Here is a 15684-nt window from a genome sequence, read left to right as displayed (position 1 = left end):
CTTTTCCTTCCGAACGTGCCTTGACGGTGCTGCGGGCGGATTCCTATAGTGTGCGCAAGTGGCAGAAAGTGGGATGAAGTGGGTTTTCTGACACAAAAAAGCTAATATTGTGGGGAATCGCAGCCGTGTTTCGCGGAGCCAATGCCGTCAGTCTCGATGCCAAGGGCCGTCTCGCCATGCCGAGCCGGTACCGTGACGAGCTCGATTCGCGTTGCAACGGGCAGCTGATCGTGACCATCGATGCTGTCGATCCCTGTTTGTGCGTCTACCCGCTCGATGAGTGGGAGCAAATTGAAGCCAAGTTGCGAGCCTTGCCGTCGCTTCGTGAGGAAAACCGCCGCCTGCAGCGCTTGCTGATCGGTAACGCGGTCGACCTTGAGCTTGATGGCAGTGGTCGCTTCCTGGTGCCGCCCCGCTTGCGTGAGTACGCCCGGCTGGACAAGAAGGCGATGCTGGTGGGGCAACTGAACAAATTCCAGCTGTGGGATGAGGAAGCCTGGAACACGGTTTCGGCAGCCGACCTCGCAGCTATCCAACAACCGGGCGCCATGCCCGACGAATTGCGTGACCTGATCCTGTGACCATAGATAGCGGCTTCAACCACATTACCGTCCTGCTCGACGAAGCTGTCGAGGCACTGGCCTTGCGCGCCGACGGTTGCTATCTGGACGGCACCTTTGGCCGTGGCGGACACAGTCGGTTGATTCTCAGCAGGCTCGGCCCACAAGGGCAGCTACTGGGCTTTGATAAAGATCCACAAGCGATTGCCACAGGGCAAGCGCTGGCGGCCGAAGACGGCCGCTTTGTCATTGTGCAGCGCAGCTTTGCCGAGCTGGGTGCAGAAGTGGCCGAACGCGGCCTGCACGGCAAGGTGAGCGGGATACTGATGGACCTGGGTGTGTCCTCACCCCAGCTCGACGACCCGGAACGTGGCTTCAGCTTTCTCAACGACGGGCCGCTGGACATGCGCATGAATCCCGATCAGGGCATCAGCGCCGCCGAATTCATTGCCACCGCGCCGGTCGAGGAAATCGCCCGCGTGTTCAAGGAGTATGGCGAGGAGCGCTTTGCCGGCCGTATGGCCCGTGCCGTCGTCGAGCGCCGTGAAAAGCAGCCGTTCACCCGCACCGGTGACCTTGCCGAGGTTCTCAAGGTAGCCAACCCTGCGTGGGAGAAGGGCAAGAACCCTGCCACCCGCGCGTTCCAGGGCCTGCGTATCCATGTCAACAACGAACTCGGTGACCTGGAAACCGGGCTGCAAGCGGCTATCGACGCGCTGGAGGTTGGCGGTCGCCTGGCCGTGATCAGCTTCCACTCGCTCGAAGACCGGATCGTCAAGCTGTTCATGCGCAAACTGGCCAAGGGCGAAGCTGACAACCTGCCGCGCAACCTGCCCGTGCAGCACAAGGTGTTCGAGCCCAAGATCAAGCTGATCGGTAAAGCCCAGTTCGCCTCCGATGCAGAGCTCAAGGCCAACCCCCGCTCACGCAGTGCGGTGATGCGTGTTGCGGAGAAATTGCGGTGAGCAAGTTGTTCGCCAAACCTCTGCCGGGCGGCAGCTTCCTCATGCTCATGCTGTTCGTCGGCGTGCTGGGCTCGGCCATTGCCGTGTCGTATAGCGCGCACTGGAACCGGCAATTGCTCAATACCCTGTACGGGGAGCTGAATGAGCGGGACAAGGCCCAGGCCGAATGGGGCCGGTTGATTCTGGAGCAAAGCACCTGGACGGCGGCCAGCCGCATCGAAAACCTGGCCACCGAGCAGCTAAAGATGCGTGTGCCAGCCGCTGACGAAGTGCGGATGGTGGCGCCATGATGAAGCTCGAAGGCGCACTCTACCCCTGGCGGTTCCGCGTAGTCGTTGGCCTGCTGGCGCTGATGGTCGGCGCCATTTGCTGGCGCATCATCGACCTGCAGGTCGTCGACCGCGATTTCCTCAAGGGGCAGGGCGATGCGCGCAGCCTGCGTCACATTCCTATCCCTGCGCACCGTGGCTTGATCACAGACCGCAATGGCGAGCCACTGGCGGTCAGTACGCCGGTCACCACCCTGTGGGCCAACCCCAAGGAAATGCAGGCTTCGCGCGATCGCTGGCCGCAGTTGGCAACCGCCCTTGGGCAGAATCCACAGCAGCTCACCGAGCGCCTGACTCAGCAGGCCAACAAGGAATTCATCTACCTGGTCCGTGGCCTGACGCCCGAGCAGGGGCAGCACGTGCTGGACCTGAAGGTACCGGGCGTCTATGGGCTGGAAGAGTTCCGCCGCTTCTACCCTGCCGGTGACGTGACCGCCCACATGGTCGGTTTCACCGACCTGGATGATCACGGTCGCGAGGGCGTCGAGCTGGCCTATGACGAGTGGCTGGCCGGTGTGCCGGGCAAGCGGCAGGTGATCAAGGACCGGCGCGGTCGCCTGATCAAGGACATCCAGGTCACCAAGAACGCCAAGGCAGGGAAGACCTTGGCGTTGTCGATTGACCTGCGCCTTCAGTACCTGGCTACCCGCGAACTGCGTAACGCCATCGCCGAGCAGGACGCCAAGGCCGGTAGCCTGGTGATCATGGACGTCAAGACCGGTGAGGTTCTGGCGATGGTCAACCAGCCTACCTACAACCCTAACAACCGCCGCAGCATGTTCCCGGCGGCCATGCGCAACCGGGCCATCATCGACGTGTTCGAGCCTGGTTCCACGGTCAAGCCCATTTCGATGAGTGCCGCACTGGAAAGTGGCCGCTGGAAGCCCACCGACAAGGTCGAGGTTTACCCGGGCAGCTTGCAGATCGGTCGCTACACCATCAAGGACGTGTCCCGAAGCGAAGGTCCGATCCTCGACCTGACCGGCATTCTGATCAACTCCAGTAACGTGGGCATGAGCAAGATCGCCTTCGATATCGGCGGCGAAGCCATCTACCGGGTCATGTCTCAGGTCGGGCTGGGTCAGTACACCGGCCTGGGTTTCCCGGGTGAGCGCGTCGGCAACCTGCCCAACCACCGGGAATGGCGCAAGGCCGAAACAGCCACGCTGTCGTACGGCTACGGCGTTTCGGTCACCGCCCTGCAGCTGGTGCATGCTTATGCAGCCTTGGCCAACGACGGCAAGATGGTGCCGCTGTCGATCCTCAAGGTGGACAAGGCGCCCGAGGCCGTCCAGGCGATTCCCAAGGATACCGCAGAGACCGTGCAGGGCATGCTCCAGCAAGTGATCGAGGCGCCGCGCGGCGTATTCCGTGCCCAGGTGCCGTTCTATCACGTGGCCGGCAAGTCCGGTACCGCGCGTAAAGCCACGGTGGGCTCCAAGGGCTACACCGAAAATGCCTATCGCTCGCTGTTCGCAGGCTTCGGTCCGATGAGCGATCCGCGTTATGCGATCGTCGTGGTGATCGACGAGCCCGGCAAAGGCGGGTACTTCGGCGGTCTGGTATCGGCACCTGTGTTCAGCAAGGTCATGTCCGGCACCCTTCGGTTGATGAACGTGCCGCCAGACAACCTGCCGCCCCCTGCGCCGGCAGCGCCGGCAAGCCAATCGCAAGTCAATGCAGCAGCTGCCAACGGAGGGCGTGGATAATGACAATGCCATTGAGCAAGCTCTTCGCCCATGCCAGCCGCGATCCGCTGATTCGTGAACTGACCCTCGACAGCCGCAACGTGCGCCCAGGCGACCTGTTCCTAGCGGTGCCTGGGGCCAAGGTCGACGGCCGCGAGCATATCGCCGACGCGCTGGCCCGTGGCGCTGCCGCCGTGGCTTACGAGGAACAGGGCGCCACGGTGCTGCCGCTGACCGATGTACCGCTGATTCCAGTCAAAGGCCTGATCGCCCAGCTGTCGGACATCGCCGGGCGCTTCTATGGCGAGCCCAGCCGCCAATTGAACCTGGTGGGCGTGACCGGCACCAACGGCAAGACCAGCGTTACCCAACTGGTGGCACAGGCGCTCGACCTGTTGGGCCAGCGTTGCGGCCTGGTGGGTACCCTGGGGACGGGTTTCTACGGCGAGCTGAAAAGCGGCCGCCTGACCACGCCTGACCCGATCGCCGTGCAGTCGACCCTGTATGACTTGAAAAAACAAGGCGCCAAGGCCGTGGCCATGGAAGTGTCCTCCCATGCCCTGGAACAGGGGCGTGTAGCGGCCCTGGCGTTCGACATCGCGGTGATGACCAACCTGTCCCGTGACCACCTCGACTACCACGGCAGCATGCAGGCCTACGAAGCGGCCAAGGACAAGCTGTTTGCCTGGCCAAGCCTGCGCTGCCAGGTGGTCAATCTGGACGACGACTTCGGTCAACGCCTTGCTGACGCCTACGCTCGCAAGCCGATGGCCGATCGCATCGATACCCGGCTGATCAGCTACAGCCTGGAGCACCCCGACGCCTCGCTGTATTGCCCCGAGGCCACGTTCGACGACGATGGCGTCTGCGCCACCCTCGTCACCGCCCAGGGCGAGCGCACGTTGCGCACGCAGCTGCTGGGTCGCTTCAACCTGAGCAACGTATTGGCGGCCGTGGCGACCTTGCTGGCATTGGATTACGCGCTGGACGAGATCCTCAAGGTCATGCCGCAGCTGCACGGCCCTGTTGGCCGCATGCAACGCCTGGGCGGCGGCGAAAAGCCCCTGGTGGTGGTCGATTACGCGCACACGCCCGATGCCCTGGAAAAAGTGCTCCAGGCCCTGCGCCCTCATGCCCACGGGCAACTGCTGTGCCTGTTCGGCTGTGGCGGCGACCGTGACCGGGGCAAGCGCCCGCTGATGGCAGAAGTGGCCGAGCGCCTGGCCGACCGGGTGCTGGTGACCGACGACAACCCGCGGACCGAAGACCCGATGCGCATATTCGACGATATTCGTCCCGGCTTTACGGCGCCGACCGAGGTGGCGTTCGTGCCCGGTCGCGGCGAGGCCATCGCCCAGCTGATCGCCGGTGCCCGCGCCGCCGACGTCATCGTGCTGGCCGGCAAGGGACATGAGGATTATCAGGAAATCAACGCGCAGCGGCATGCGTTTTCCGATTTGACCGAGGCCGAAAAGGCACTCGCAGCCTGGGAGGCCCCCAATGCTTGAGGCGATGACGCTCAGCCAGGTGAGCTCCACCTTGCACGGCCGCCTGACCGGCGCCGATGCTCGCTTCGATGGCGTCAGCATCGACAGCCGTAGCGTCGTGCCGGGGCAGCTCTTCGTTGCCCTGACCGGCCCGCGCTTCGACGGCCATGACTACCTGGCAGACGTCAAGGCCAAGGGCGCCGTGGCGGCGCTGGTAGAGCGCGAAGTGCAAGGCGTCCACCTGCCGCAATTGGTGGTCGCCGATTGCCGCCTGGCCCTTGGCCAGCTTGGAGCACTCAACCGGGCCGCCTTCGACAAGCCCGTGGTGGCCATTACCGGGTCCAGCGGCAAGACCACGGTCAAGGAAATGCTCGCCAGCATTTTGCGCACGCGCGGCCTGGTGCATGCCACACGAGGCAACCTGAACAATGACCTGGGCGCGCCCCTGACCTTGTTGGAAATTGCCCCCGAGCATAGCGCCGCCGTCATCGAGCTGGGCGCCTCGCGCATCGGCGAGATTCGCTACACCGTGGGCCTGACCCAGCCTCAGGTGGTGATCATCAATAATGCCGGCACCGCGCACGTGGGTGAATTCGGCGGCCCGGACAAGATCGTCGAGGCCAAGGGCGAAATCCTCGAAGGGCTGGGTGAGGGCGGTACAGCCATTCTCAACCTGGCCGACAAGGCCTTCGACACCTGGCGCACGCGTGCTGGCGATCACCGGGTCGTGAGCTTTGCGCTCGACGATCCCCGTGCCGATTTCCATGCCAGTGGCATTGGCCGTGATCCCCGCGGTTGCCCGTCCTTCACCCTGCACGGGGCTGGCGAGCAGGTGCAGGTGCAACTCAACGTGCTGGGCGTGCACAACGTCAGCAACGCCCTGGCCGCCGCCGCCGCTGCCCATGCCGTGGGCATCAGCCTGCAGGGTATTGCCGCAGGCCTGGCTGCGGTTCAGCCGGTCAAGGGCCGCACCGTGGCGCAGGTCACCCCGCGCGGTGCTCGTGTGATCGATGACAGTTACAACGCAAATCCCACCTCCATGTGTGCCGCCATTGATATACTCGCCGGCTTTTCCGGACGCACCGTCCTGGTGCTTGGAGAAATCGGCGAGCTGGGTCAGTGGGCGCAGGAAGGTCACCGTCAGGTGGGTGACTACGCACGCGGCAAGGTCGACGCCTTGTATGCGGTGGGTGCCAACATGGCGCACGCCGTCGAGGCGTTCGGGACCCATGGCCACCATTACGCTACGCAGGCCGCGCTGATCGAAGCAGTCAGTGCCGAAAATGCCAGCGATACCACTATCTTGATCAAGGGCTCGCGCAGCGCTGCGATGGAAAACGTCGTGGCTGCACTGTGCGGTGCCAGCGGGGAGAAACATTAATGCTGCTGCTGTTGGCCGAGTATCTGCAACAGTTCCACAAAGGCTTCGCGGTCTTCCAGTACCTCTCCCTGCGCGGGATTCTCGGGGTGCTTACCGCGTTGTCGCTGGCGCTGTGGCTGGGGCCGTGGATGATCCGTACGCTGCAAATTCGCCAGATCGGCCAGGCCGTGCGCAATGACGGGCCGCAGTCGCACCTGTCCAAGTCCGGTACGCCGACCATGGGCGGGGCGTTGATCCTGTCTGCCATCGCCGTCAGTACCTTGCTGTGGGCCGACCTGACCAACCGATATGTCTGGGTGGTGCTGATCGTCACCCTGGCCTTCGGTGCCATCGGCTGGGTCGACGACTACCGCAAGGTCATCGAGAAGAACTCCCGTGGCCTGCCAAGTCGCTGGAAGTACTTCTGGCAGTCGGTGTTCGGCCTGGCTGCGGCGGTGTTCCTCTACAAGACCGCCCCGACCAGTGTCGAGACCACCCTGATACTGCCGTTCATCAAGGACGTCACCATTCCCCTGGGCATCGGTTTCGTGGTGCTGACCTATTTCGTCATCGTCGGCTCCAGCAACGCCGTGAACCTGACCGATGGCCTGGATGGCCTAGCCATCATGCCGACCGTGATGGTCGGCGGGGCGCTGGGCATCTTCTGCTACCTGTCGGGCAACGTGAAGTTCGCCGAGTACCTGTTGATCCCGTACGTGCCCGGCTCCGGTGAGCTGATCGTGTTCTGCGGCGCACTGATCGGTGCTGGCCTCGGCTTTCTGTGGTTCAACACCTACCCGGCACAAGTGTTCATGGGCGATGTGGGGGCATTGGCGCTGGGCGCGGCGCTGGGCACCATCGCCGTGATCGTGCGCCAGGAGATCGTGCTGTTCATCATGGGCGGCGTGTTCGTGATGGAAACCCTGTCCGTGGTCATCCAGGTCGCTTCGTTCAAGCTGACCGGCAAGCGCGTGTTCCGCATGGCGCCGATTCACCACCACTTTGAACTCAAGGGCTGGCCAGAGCCACGCGTGATCGTCCGATTCTGGATCATCACCGTGATCCTGGTGCTGATTGGCCTTGCCACCCTGAAACTGAGGTAGATGCGCGTGTCACTGATCGCTTCCGACCAATTCCGCATCGTTGTCGGCCTCGGCAAGAGCGGCATGTCCCTGGTTCGCTTCCTGGCGAGCAGGGGCATCGCCTTTGCGGTCGCCGATACCCGCGAGCAACCGCCGGAACTGGAAACCCTGCGCCGTGACTACCCGCAGGTGGAAGTACGCTGTGGCGAGCTTGACGTGGACTTCCTGTGCCGCGCCAGCGAGCTGTACGTCAGCCCAGGCCTGGCCTTGGCTACGCCGGCGCTGCAACAAGCCGCTGCCCGTGGGGTCAAGCTGTCCGGCGACATCGAGCTGTTCGCGCGCAACGCCAAGGCACCCATCATCGCCATCAGTGGATCGAATGCCAAAAGCACCGTCACCACCCTGGTCGGCGAAATGGCCGCCAGGGCGGGCAAGCGCGTGGCGGTCGGCGGCAACCTTGGCACACCGGCCCTCGACCTGTTGGCCGATGACGTGGAGCTGTACGTGATGGAGCTGTCCAGCTTCCAGCTGGAAACCACCGACCAGCTCAATGCCGAAGTCGCCACGGTGCTGAACATCAGCGAAGACCACATGGACCGCTACAGTGACCTGCCGGCCTACCACCTGGCCAAGCACCGCATCTTCCGTGGTGCGCGGCAGGTGGTGGTCAATCGCCAGGACGCGCTCAGCCGTCCCCTGCCGGTCGAAGGCCGTCCCTGCTGGACCTTTGGCCTGGGCGAGCCCGACTTCAAGGCGTTCGGCCTGCGCGAGGTGGACGGCGAGAAATACCTGGCCTTCGCGTTCCAAACCCTGATGCCGGTTCGCGACCTCAAGGTGCGCGGCGCCCATAACCAAAGCAATGCGCTGGCCGCACTGGCCCTGGGCCATGCTGCGGGCCTGCCCTTCGAGCCGATGCTGCAGGCGCTGCGTGAATTCACGGGGCTCGCTCACCGCTGCCAGTGGGTACGTGAGCGCAACGGCGTGAACTGGTATGACGACTCCAAGGCCACCAACGTTGGCGCCGCACTGGCAGCCATCGAAGGCCTGGGTGCCGATACAGCAGGCAAGCTGGTGCTGATTGCCGGAGGCGACGGCAAGGGCGCCGATTTTGCCGCGTTGCGCGAACCGGTCCGGCGCTACTGCCGCGCCGTGGTGTTGCTGGGCCGTGATGCCGAACGCCTGGGCCAGGCCCTGGGTGATGCTGCGCCGCTGGTGCAGGTGGCCTCCCTGGACGACGCCGTTCAGCGCTGCGCCGAGCTGGCACAGCCCGGTGATGCCGTTCTGCTGTCGCCAGCCTGCGCCAGCCTCGACATGTTCAAGAACTTCGAAGAACGCGGGCGCCTGTTTGCCCAGGCAGCGGGAGCACTGGCATGATCTTCGGCATCCTCAAGCCCTATCCGTCGCCGCTGATCAGCGGCCGTGGCATCGACCTGGACTTCCCCCTGCTGGCCGGTTGCCTGGCGCTGCTGGGCCTGGGCCTGGTGATGATCACTTCCGCCTCCTCGGAAGTGGCCGCCGTTCAGTCCGGCAACCCGCTTTACCACATGTACCGGCACCTGGTTTACGTTTTCCTCGGGCTGGTCGCCTGTGGCGCGACCATGATGGTGCCAATTGCCACCTGGCAGCGCATGGGCTTCATGATGCTCCTGGGGGCCTTCGGCCTGTTGGTCATGGTGCTGGTGCCCGGGATCGGGCGCGAGGTCAACGGCTCGATGCGCTGGATCGGCTTCAGCTTCTTCAACGTCCAGCCGTCTGAAATCGCCAAGGTATTCGTGGTCATCTACCTTGCCGGCTACCTGGTACGCCGTCAGACCGAGGTGCGGGAAAGCTGGATGGGCTTTTTCAAGCCGTTCATCGTGCTGCTGCCCATGGCTGGCCTGCTGCTGATGGAGCCGGACTTCGGCGCCACCGTGGTGATGATGGGGGCGGCGGCTGCCATGCTGTTCCTGGGTGGGGTGGGGCTGTTCCGATTCAGCCTGATGGTGGTGCTGGCGGTTGTCGCGGTGTTCGTGCTGGTGCAGGCGCAGCCCTATCGAATGGCGCGACTGATCACCTTCACCGACCCCTGGTCCGATCAGTTCGGCTCCGGCTACCAGTTGACTCAGGCCCTGATCGCATTCGGGCGTGGCGAGTGGCTTGGCGTGGGCCTGGGCAACAGCGTGCAGAAGCAGTTCTACCTGCCTGAAGCGCACACCGACTTCGTGTTCTCGGTGCTGGCCGAAGAGCTGGGTGTGGTGGGCTCGCTGGTCACCATCGCGCTGTTCGTCTTCGTTACTGTCCGTGCGCTGTACATCGGGCTCTGGGCCGAAAAAGCCAAACAGTTCTTCGCCGCGTACATGGCCTTCGGGCTGGCCTTCCTGTGGATTGGTCAGTTCCTGATCAACATTGGCGTGAACGTCGGTTTGCTGCCGACCAAAGGCCTGACCCTGCCGTTCCTCAGCTATGGCGGCAGCTCGCTGGTCATCTGTTGCGCGTGCGTGGGGCTGCTGCTGCGCATCGAATGGGAAAGCCGTACCCACCTGGGCAGCGAGGAGCACGAATTCAGCGAAAGCGATTTTGCCGAGGAGCCTGCCCATGGCCGCTGAAGGCAAGAACGTATTGATCATGGCTGGCGGAACCGGCGGTCACGTGTTCCCGGCGCTGGCCTGCGCGCGCGAGTTCCAGGCGCGTGGCTATACCGTGCACTGGCTGGGTACCCCGCGAGGTATCGAGAATGAATTGGTGCCCCAGGCCGGCCTTACCCTGCATCAGATTCAGGTCACCGGCCTGCGTGGCAAGGGCAAGCTGTCGCTGCTCAAGGCCCCATTGACCCTGGTCAAGGCCGTGCTGCAGGCCCGGCGCATCATCCGCGCGCTCAAGCCTGCCTGTGTGCTGGGCTTCGGCGGGTATGTCACGGGCCCCGGCGGCGTGGCAGCGCGCCTTTGCGGGGTGCCGCTGATCATTCATGAGCAAAATGCCCGCGCTGGCACCGCCAACCGTTTGCTGGTGCCTCTGGCTGCACGGGTGTGCGAAGCCTTCCCCGACACCTTCCAGGCCAGTGAAAAGCGCCGCACCACAGGCAATCCGGTGCGTGCGGAACTGTTCATGGATGCCGAGCGCCCTGCGCTTGGCCAGCGCCAACCGCACCTGCTGGTACTCGGCGGTAGCCTGGGCGCGGAACCCTTGAATACTTTGTTGCCTAAGGCGCTGTCCGAAGTGCCCGAAGCCGTGCGCCCCAAGGTGTTCCACCAGGCGGGCAAGCAACATGCGTCGATCACCGCCGAGCGATACCGCGAAGCGGGTGTCCAGGCGCAGGTCGAGCCCTTCATCAAGGACATGGCCCAAGCCTATGGCTGGGCCGACCTGGTGGTCTGCCGTGCCGGGGCCCTCACCGTCAGCGAGCTGGCGGCAGCGGGCCTGCCCTCGATGCTGGTGCCCTTGCCCCATGCGATCGACGACCACCAGACCCATAACGCCCATTATCTGGCCCGCGAAGGCGCTGCCTTCCTGATGCCACAAGCGACAACTGGCGCAGCGCAGCTCGCTGAACGCCTGAACGAGGTGCTGATGCAACCCGAGAAACTGACTGTCATGGCCGGTACCGCAAGACGCCTGGCCAAACCTGCTGCAACCAGCACCGTCGTCGATATCTGCCTGGAGGTGGCCCGTGGTTGAGAGCCAGAAAGCCATGCCCCAGCCCAAGATGGGCCGTATTCGCCGTATCCACTTCGTGGGTATCGGCGGTGTCGGCATGTGCGGTATCGCCGAGGTGCTGCTGAACCTGGGCTACGAGGTTTCCGGTTCGGACCTCAAGGTCTCGCCTGTGACCGAGCGCCTGGAGTCGTTCGGCGCGCAGATCTTCGTCGGCCATCGTGCAGAGAACGCTGCGACCGCTGACGTGCTCGTGGTGTCGAGCGCCATCAACCCGGCCAACCCTGAAGTGGCAACCGCCCTGGAACGCCGCATTCCGGTGGTGCCACGTGCCGAGATGCTGGCCGAACTCATGCGCTACCGCCATGGCGTGGCCGTGGCCGGGACCCACGGCAAGACCACCACCACCAGCCTGCTGGCCTCGGTATTCGCCGCCGGTGGGCTGGACCCCACGTTCGTCATCGGTGGCCGTTTGACCGCAGCAGGCACCAATGCCCAGCTGGGCACCAGCCGTTACCTGATCGCCGAAGCCGATGAAAGCGACGCCAGCTTCCTGCACTTGCAACCGATGGTCGCCGTGGTCACCAACATCGACGCCGACCACATGGCCACCTACGAAGGGGACTTCAACAAACTGAAGAAGACCTTCGTCGAGTTCCTGCACAACCTGCCGTTCTACGGCCTGGCGGTGATGTGCCTGGATGACCCGGTGGTGCGCGAGATCCTGCCCCAGGTCAAGCGCCCGACGGTCACCTACGGCTTCAGCGAAGAAGCCGATATCCGCGCCATCAACGTCCGCCAGCAAGGCATGCAGACGCATTTCACCGTCTTGCGCCGCGACTGCGAGCCGCTGGAAGTCTCGGTGAACATGCCCGGCAACCACAACGTGCTCAATGCACTGGCGACCATTGCCATCGCCACTGACGAAGGCATTCCCGACGAAGCCATTCTCCAGGGGCTCTCCGGGTTTCAGGGCGTGGGCCGTCGGTTCCAGGTGTACGGTGAGCTGCCCGTGGAAGGCGGCAGCGTGATGCTGGTGGATGATTACGGTCATCACCCCACTGAAGTGGCCGCGGTGATCAAGGCCGTGCGTGGCGGCTGGCCAAGCCGCCGCCTGGTGATCGTCTACCAGCCGCACCGCTACAGCCGCACCCGCGACCTGTACGACGACTTCGTCCAGGTGCTCGGTGACGCCAACGTGCTGCTGCTGATGGAAGTCTACCCGGCTGGCGAAGAGCCGATCCCCGGGGCCGATAGCCGCCAGCTGTGCCACAGCATTCGCCAGCGCGGCAAGCTGGACCCGATCTACATCGAGCGCGGCGCCGAGCTGGCGCCGTTGGTTCAGCCGTTGCTGCGTGCCGGCGACATCCTGATCTGCCAAGGTGCCGGCGATGTCGGTGGCCTGGCTCCGCAATTGATGAAAAGCCCGCTGTTTGCCGGCGCCGTGCAGGAGACGTCTAAATGACCAGCGCCTACGACCTATTGCCCAGCACCTTGGACGTCAAGGCGTTCGGCCGCGTCGCCGTGCTCTATGGGGGCAAGAGCGCCGAGCGGGAAGTCTCGCTCAAGTCCGGCGCCGCCGTGATAGGTGCGCTCACCGAAGCCGGCGTGGACGTCGTCGCCATCGACGTGGGCGATGACCTGCTTGCGCGTCTGCAAAGCGAAAAAATCGACCGTGCCTTCATCATCCTGCACGGCCGCGGCGGCGAAGACGGCAGCATGCAGGGGTTGCTCGAGTGCCTGGGCATTCCCTACACCGGTAGCGGCATCCTGGCTTCGGCCTTGGCGATGGACAAGCTGCGCACCAAGCAGGTTTGGCAGAGCCTGGGCATTCCTACCCCGCGGCATGCGGTATTGGCCAGCGAAAGCGATTGTTTGCGTGCCAGTACGGAACTGGGCTTCCCGCTTATCGTCAAACCTGCCCATGAAGGCTCCAGCATCGGCATGGCCAAGGTGAACAGCGAGCAAGAACTGGTTGCCGCCTGGCGAGATGCCGCCAACTACGATTCTCAGGTACTCGTGGAACAGTGGATTCACGGCCCGGAGTTCACCATTGCGGTGTTGCGCGGGCAGGTACTGCCGCCGATTGCCCTGGGAACCCCCCACGTGTTCTACGACTACGACGCCAAATACATCGCCAACGATACCCAGTACCGCATTCCCTGTGGGCTCGATAGCGCCAAGGAGCAGGAACTGATCGATCTGACCGCCCGCGCTTGCGATGCCATCGGCATCGAAGGCTGGGGGCGGCTGGACGTGATGCAGGACGAGCAGGGCCGGTTCTGGCTGCTCGAAGTCAACACCGCACCAGGCATGACTGATCATAGCCTGGTGCCCATGGCGGCCCGCGCGGCCGGCTTGGACTTCCAGCAGCTGGTGCTGGCGATCCTGGCCGAAAGCGTGGCGACGCGAGGTTAATCATCATGCAGGGCGCAATGGTACGTCAGCAGCAACCCGTTACCGGCCGCAGCAAGCCGGTGCCGCGTGGTGCCAGCCGGCTGGTGGCCGACGAGCCCGTATCGGCGCGCCTGCCGCGTCCAAGCCTGGGCGGCCTCAAGCGCCTGCTGTGGCCGGTGTTGCTGGTAGCCGCAGGCTTCGGAGCCTACGAGGGGGCCATACGGCTCATGCCGTATGCCGACCGGCCGATCACCAAGATCGACGTGCAGGGCGACCTGACCTACATCAGCCAGCAGTCGGTGCAGCAGCGTATCGCCCCCTATGTGGCCGCAAGCTTCTTCACCGTCGACCTGCCGGCGATGCGCAAGGAGCTTGAGCAGATGCCCTGGATCGCCCATGCCGAAGTGCGCCGGGTATGGCCGGACGAAGTGGTGATTCGCCTCGAGGAACAACTGCCGGTGGCACGCTGGGGTGACGCGGCCTTGCTCAATAACCAGGGCCAGGCCTTCACACCGCGCGAACTGGCCAACTACGAGCACCTGCCACAATTGGCCGGCCCCCAGCGGGCCCAGCAGCAGGTCATGCAGCAGTATCAGATATTGAGCCAGATGCTGCGCCCCCTGGGCTTCTCCATTGCGCGCCTGGAGTTGCGCGAGCGAGGCAGCTGGTTCCTGACCACGGGCGCAAGCAGCGCAGGGCCTGGTATCGAGCTGCTGCTGGGGCGCGACCATCTGGTCGAGAAGATGCGCCGTTTCATTGCCATTTACGACAAGACGCTTAAAGAGCAGATCGCCAACATCGCCCGCATCGATCTGCGATATGCCAACGGGCTTGCCGTTGGCTGGCGGGAACCGATTGCACCGACGACGGCCCAACCCGCCGTTGCGAAGAATTAGAGAGAGGCAGGACCATGGCAAACGCGCATAGCGGCAAAATGATCGTCGGGCTGGACATCGGCACTTCCAAGGTAGTGGCCTTGGTAGGTGAGGTGGGCGAAGACGGCACGCTGGAAATCGTCGGGATCGGCACACACCCGTCCCGCGGCCTGAAAAAAGGCGTGGTGGTGAACATCGAGTCCACCGTGCAATCGATCCAGCGCGCCGTCGAAGAAGCTCAACTGATGGCGGGCTGCCGCATCCACTCGGCCTTCGTGGGCGTTGCAGGCAATCACATCCGCAGCCTGAACTCCCATGGCATCGTCGCCATTCGCGATCGCGAAGTCAGCCTGGCCGACCTTGAGCGTGTGCTCGATGCCGCCCAGGCGGTGGCCATTCCGGCGGACCAGCGGGTGCTTCACACCCTGCCGCAGGACTACGTGATCGATAACCAGGAAGGCGTGCGCGAACCGCTCGGCATGTCGGGCGTGCGCCTGGAGGCCAAGGTTCACGTGGTGACCTGCGCCGTCAATGCCGCCCAGAACATCGAGAAATGCGTGCGCCGCTGCGGCCTCGAAATCGACGACATCATTCTCGAGCAACTGGCATCGGCCTATTCGGTACTGACCGACGACGAGAAAGAGCTGGGCGTGTGCCTGGTCGACATCGGCGGCGGCACCACCGACATCGCGATTTTCACCGAAGGCGCCATTCGCCACACCGCCGTCATTCCGATTGCCGGCGACCAGGTGACCAATGACATTGCCATGGCCCTGCGTACGCCCACACAGTATGCCGAGGAAATCAAGATCCGTTATGCCTGCGCCTTGGCCAAGCTGGCAGGTGCAGGTGAAACCATCAAGGTGCCAAGCGTTGGCGACCGTCCTCCGCGCGAACTGTCGCGCCAGGCATTGGCCGAAGTGGTCGAGCCGCGCTACGACGAACTCTTCACCCTGATCCAGGCTGAACTTCGCCGCAGCGGCTACGAGGACCTGGTGCCTGCTGGCATCGTCCTGACCGGTGGCACCGCCAAGATGGAAGGCGCGGTCGAGCTGGCCGAGGAAATTTTCCACATGCCGGTACGCCTGGGCGTGCCGCACAGCGTGCGCGGCCTGAGCGACGTGGTACGCAACCCGATTTATTCCACCGGTGTGGGCTTGCTTACCTACGGGCTGCACAAGCAGACCGAAGACCTGCCCTTGACCGGCAACAGCAGCAGCAACAACAGCTATGGCGATGAACCGAAGGCCCCGGTGCTTGAGCGCTTCAAGCGGTGGGTACAAGGCAACTTCTAAGTTTCAAAGCAGTAGT

The 15684-nt window shown here is 63.9% G+C and carries 14 protein-coding genes; all 14 read left to right on the top strand.

From position 1 onward, the window contains the following. The first annotated feature begins 125 nt into the window (after positions 1-125). Genes mraZ through ftsA form a run of 14 tightly spaced genes read left to right on the top strand, consistent with a single transcriptional unit; the run spans position 126 to position 15668 of the window. On the top strand, positions 126-581 hold the full coding sequence (mraZ, locus tag B2S33_RS00600; protein ID WP_023534344.1) for a division/cell wall cluster transcriptional repressor MraZ: 456 nt from the start codon (positions 126-128) through the stop codon (positions 579-581). Beyond that, positions 578-1525: a 16S rRNA (cytosine(1402)-N(4))-methyltransferase RsmH gene (gene rsmH / locus B2S33_RS00595; protein ID WP_023534295.1), complete on the top strand. Its 948-nt coding sequence runs from the start codon at positions 578-580 to the stop codon at positions 1523-1525. Before mraZ ends, rsmH begins: the two co-directional genes overlap by 4 nt. Beyond that, entirely contained in the window at positions 1522-1815 is a 294-nt protein-coding gene (gene ftsL, locus B2S33_RS00590) for a cell division protein FtsL (protein WP_023534348.1), read from the top strand. Before rsmH ends, ftsL begins: the two co-directional genes overlap by 4 nt. After that, complete coding sequence (locus B2S33_RS00585) at positions 1815-3563, top strand: peptidoglycan D,D-transpeptidase FtsI family protein (RefSeq protein WP_161631443.1); 1749 nt, start codon at positions 1815-1817, stop codon at positions 3561-3563. Before ftsL ends, B2S33_RS00585 begins: the two co-directional genes overlap by 1 nt. Beyond that, complete coding sequence (locus tag B2S33_RS00580; RefSeq protein ID WP_414707688.1) at positions 3560-5050, top strand: UDP-N-acetylmuramoyl-L-alanyl-D-glutamate--2,6-diaminopimelate ligase; 1491 nt, start codon at positions 3560-3562, stop codon at positions 5048-5050. Before B2S33_RS00585 ends, B2S33_RS00580 begins: the two co-directional genes overlap by 4 nt. Continuing rightward, positions 5043-6410, top strand: a complete 1368-nt coding sequence (locus B2S33_RS00575) for a UDP-N-acetylmuramoyl-tripeptide--D-alanyl-D-alanine ligase (RefSeq protein WP_288649464.1) — start codon at positions 5043-5045, stop codon at positions 6408-6410. The genes B2S33_RS00580 and B2S33_RS00575 overlap by 8 nt, the downstream gene beginning before the upstream one ends. Continuing rightward, positions 6410-7492, top strand: a complete 1083-nt coding sequence (gene mraY / locus B2S33_RS00570) for a phospho-N-acetylmuramoyl-pentapeptide-transferase (RefSeq protein WP_015271711.1) — start codon at positions 6410-6412, stop codon at positions 7490-7492. Before B2S33_RS00575 ends, mraY begins: the two co-directional genes overlap by 1 nt. Positions 7493-7498: 6 nt before the next feature. After that, complete coding sequence (gene murD, locus B2S33_RS00565; protein WP_288649461.1) at positions 7499-8845, top strand: UDP-N-acetylmuramoyl-L-alanine--D-glutamate ligase; 1347 nt, start codon at positions 7499-7501, stop codon at positions 8843-8845. Next, positions 8842-10056 (top strand): putative lipid II flippase FtsW, encoded by a 1215-nt coding sequence (ftsW, locus tag B2S33_RS00560; protein ID WP_023534433.1) that lies wholly within the window; start codon positions 8842-8844, stop codon positions 10054-10056. The genes murD and ftsW overlap by 4 nt, the downstream gene beginning before the upstream one ends. After that, positions 10046-11125 carry an undecaprenyldiphospho-muramoylpentapeptide beta-N-acetylglucosaminyltransferase gene (gene murG / locus B2S33_RS00555; protein ID WP_027914481.1) on the top strand — a complete coding sequence of 360 codons (1080 nt, stop codon included), beginning with the start codon at positions 10046-10048 and terminating at the stop codon, positions 11123-11125. Before ftsW ends, murG begins: the two co-directional genes overlap by 11 nt. A gap of 13 nt (positions 11126-11138) precedes the next feature. Continuing rightward, positions 11139-12566 carry a UDP-N-acetylmuramate--L-alanine ligase gene (gene murC, locus B2S33_RS00550; protein WP_173645895.1) on the top strand — a complete coding sequence of 476 codons (1428 nt, stop codon included), beginning with the start codon at positions 11139-11141 and terminating at the stop codon, positions 12564-12566. Then, entirely contained in the window at positions 12563-13519 is a 957-nt protein-coding gene (locus B2S33_RS00545; protein WP_027914482.1) for a D-alanine--D-alanine ligase, read from the top strand. The genes murC and B2S33_RS00545 overlap by 4 nt, the downstream gene beginning before the upstream one ends. Positions 13520-13524: 5 nt before the next feature. Beyond that, a complete protein-coding gene (locus B2S33_RS00540; RefSeq protein ID WP_027914483.1) occupies positions 13525-14394 on the top strand; it encodes a cell division protein FtsQ/DivIB in 870 nt (289 codons plus the stop codon). Positions 14395-14408: 14 nt separating this feature from the next. Continuing rightward, the gene (ftsA, locus tag B2S33_RS00535; RefSeq protein ID WP_023534383.1) at positions 14409-15668 is read left to right on the top strand and encodes a cell division protein FtsA; all 1260 of its coding nucleotides are present in this window, start codon (positions 14409-14411) and stop codon (positions 15666-15668) included. Positions 15669-15684: the final 16 nt, after the last annotated feature.

Origin of the sequence: Pseudomonas sp. UBA5568 (assembly GCF_002425525.1) — a bacterium.
In the GTDB taxonomy this organism is placed as follows: Bacteria; Pseudomonadota; Gammaproteobacteria; order Pseudomonadales; family Pseudomonadaceae; genus Aquipseudomonas; species Aquipseudomonas fulva.
This window is presented reverse-complemented; position numbering and strand designations above follow the sequence as displayed.

What these genes read in the sequence shown, in the direction of transcription:
- B2S33_RS00585 (WP_161631443.1), top strand. Translation starts at nt 1,815, where the DNA reads ATGAAGCTCGAAGGCGCACTCTACCCCTGGCGGTTCCGCGTAGTCGTT.
- B2S33_RS00575 (WP_288649464.1), top strand. Translation starts at nt 5,043, where the DNA reads ATGCTTGAGGCGATGACGCTCAGCCAGGTGAGCTCCACCTTGCACGGC.
- mraY (WP_015271711.1), top strand. Translation starts at nt 6,410, where the DNA reads ATGCTGCTGCTGTTGGCCGAGTATCTGCAACAGTTCCACAAAGGCTTC.
- ftsW (WP_023534433.1), top strand. Translation starts at nt 8,842, where the DNA reads ATGATCTTCGGCATCCTCAAGCCCTATCCGTCGCCGCTGATCAGCGGC.
- murG (WP_027914481.1), top strand. Translation starts at nt 10,046, where the DNA reads ATGGCCGCTGAAGGCAAGAACGTATTGATCATGGCTGGCGGAACCGGC.
- murC (WP_173645895.1), top strand. Translation starts at nt 11,139, where the DNA reads ATGCCCCAGCCCAAGATGGGCCGTATTCGCCGTATCCACTTCGTGGGT.
- B2S33_RS00545 (WP_027914482.1), top strand. Translation starts at nt 12,563, where the DNA reads ATGACCAGCGCCTACGACCTATTGCCCAGCACCTTGGACGTCAAGGCG.
- B2S33_RS00540 (WP_027914483.1), top strand. Translation starts at nt 13,525, where the DNA reads ATGCAGGGCGCAATGGTACGTCAGCAGCAACCCGTTACCGGCCGCAGC.
- ftsA (WP_023534383.1), top strand. Translation starts at nt 14,409, where the DNA reads ATGGCAAACGCGCATAGCGGCAAAATGATCGTCGGGCTGGACATCGGC.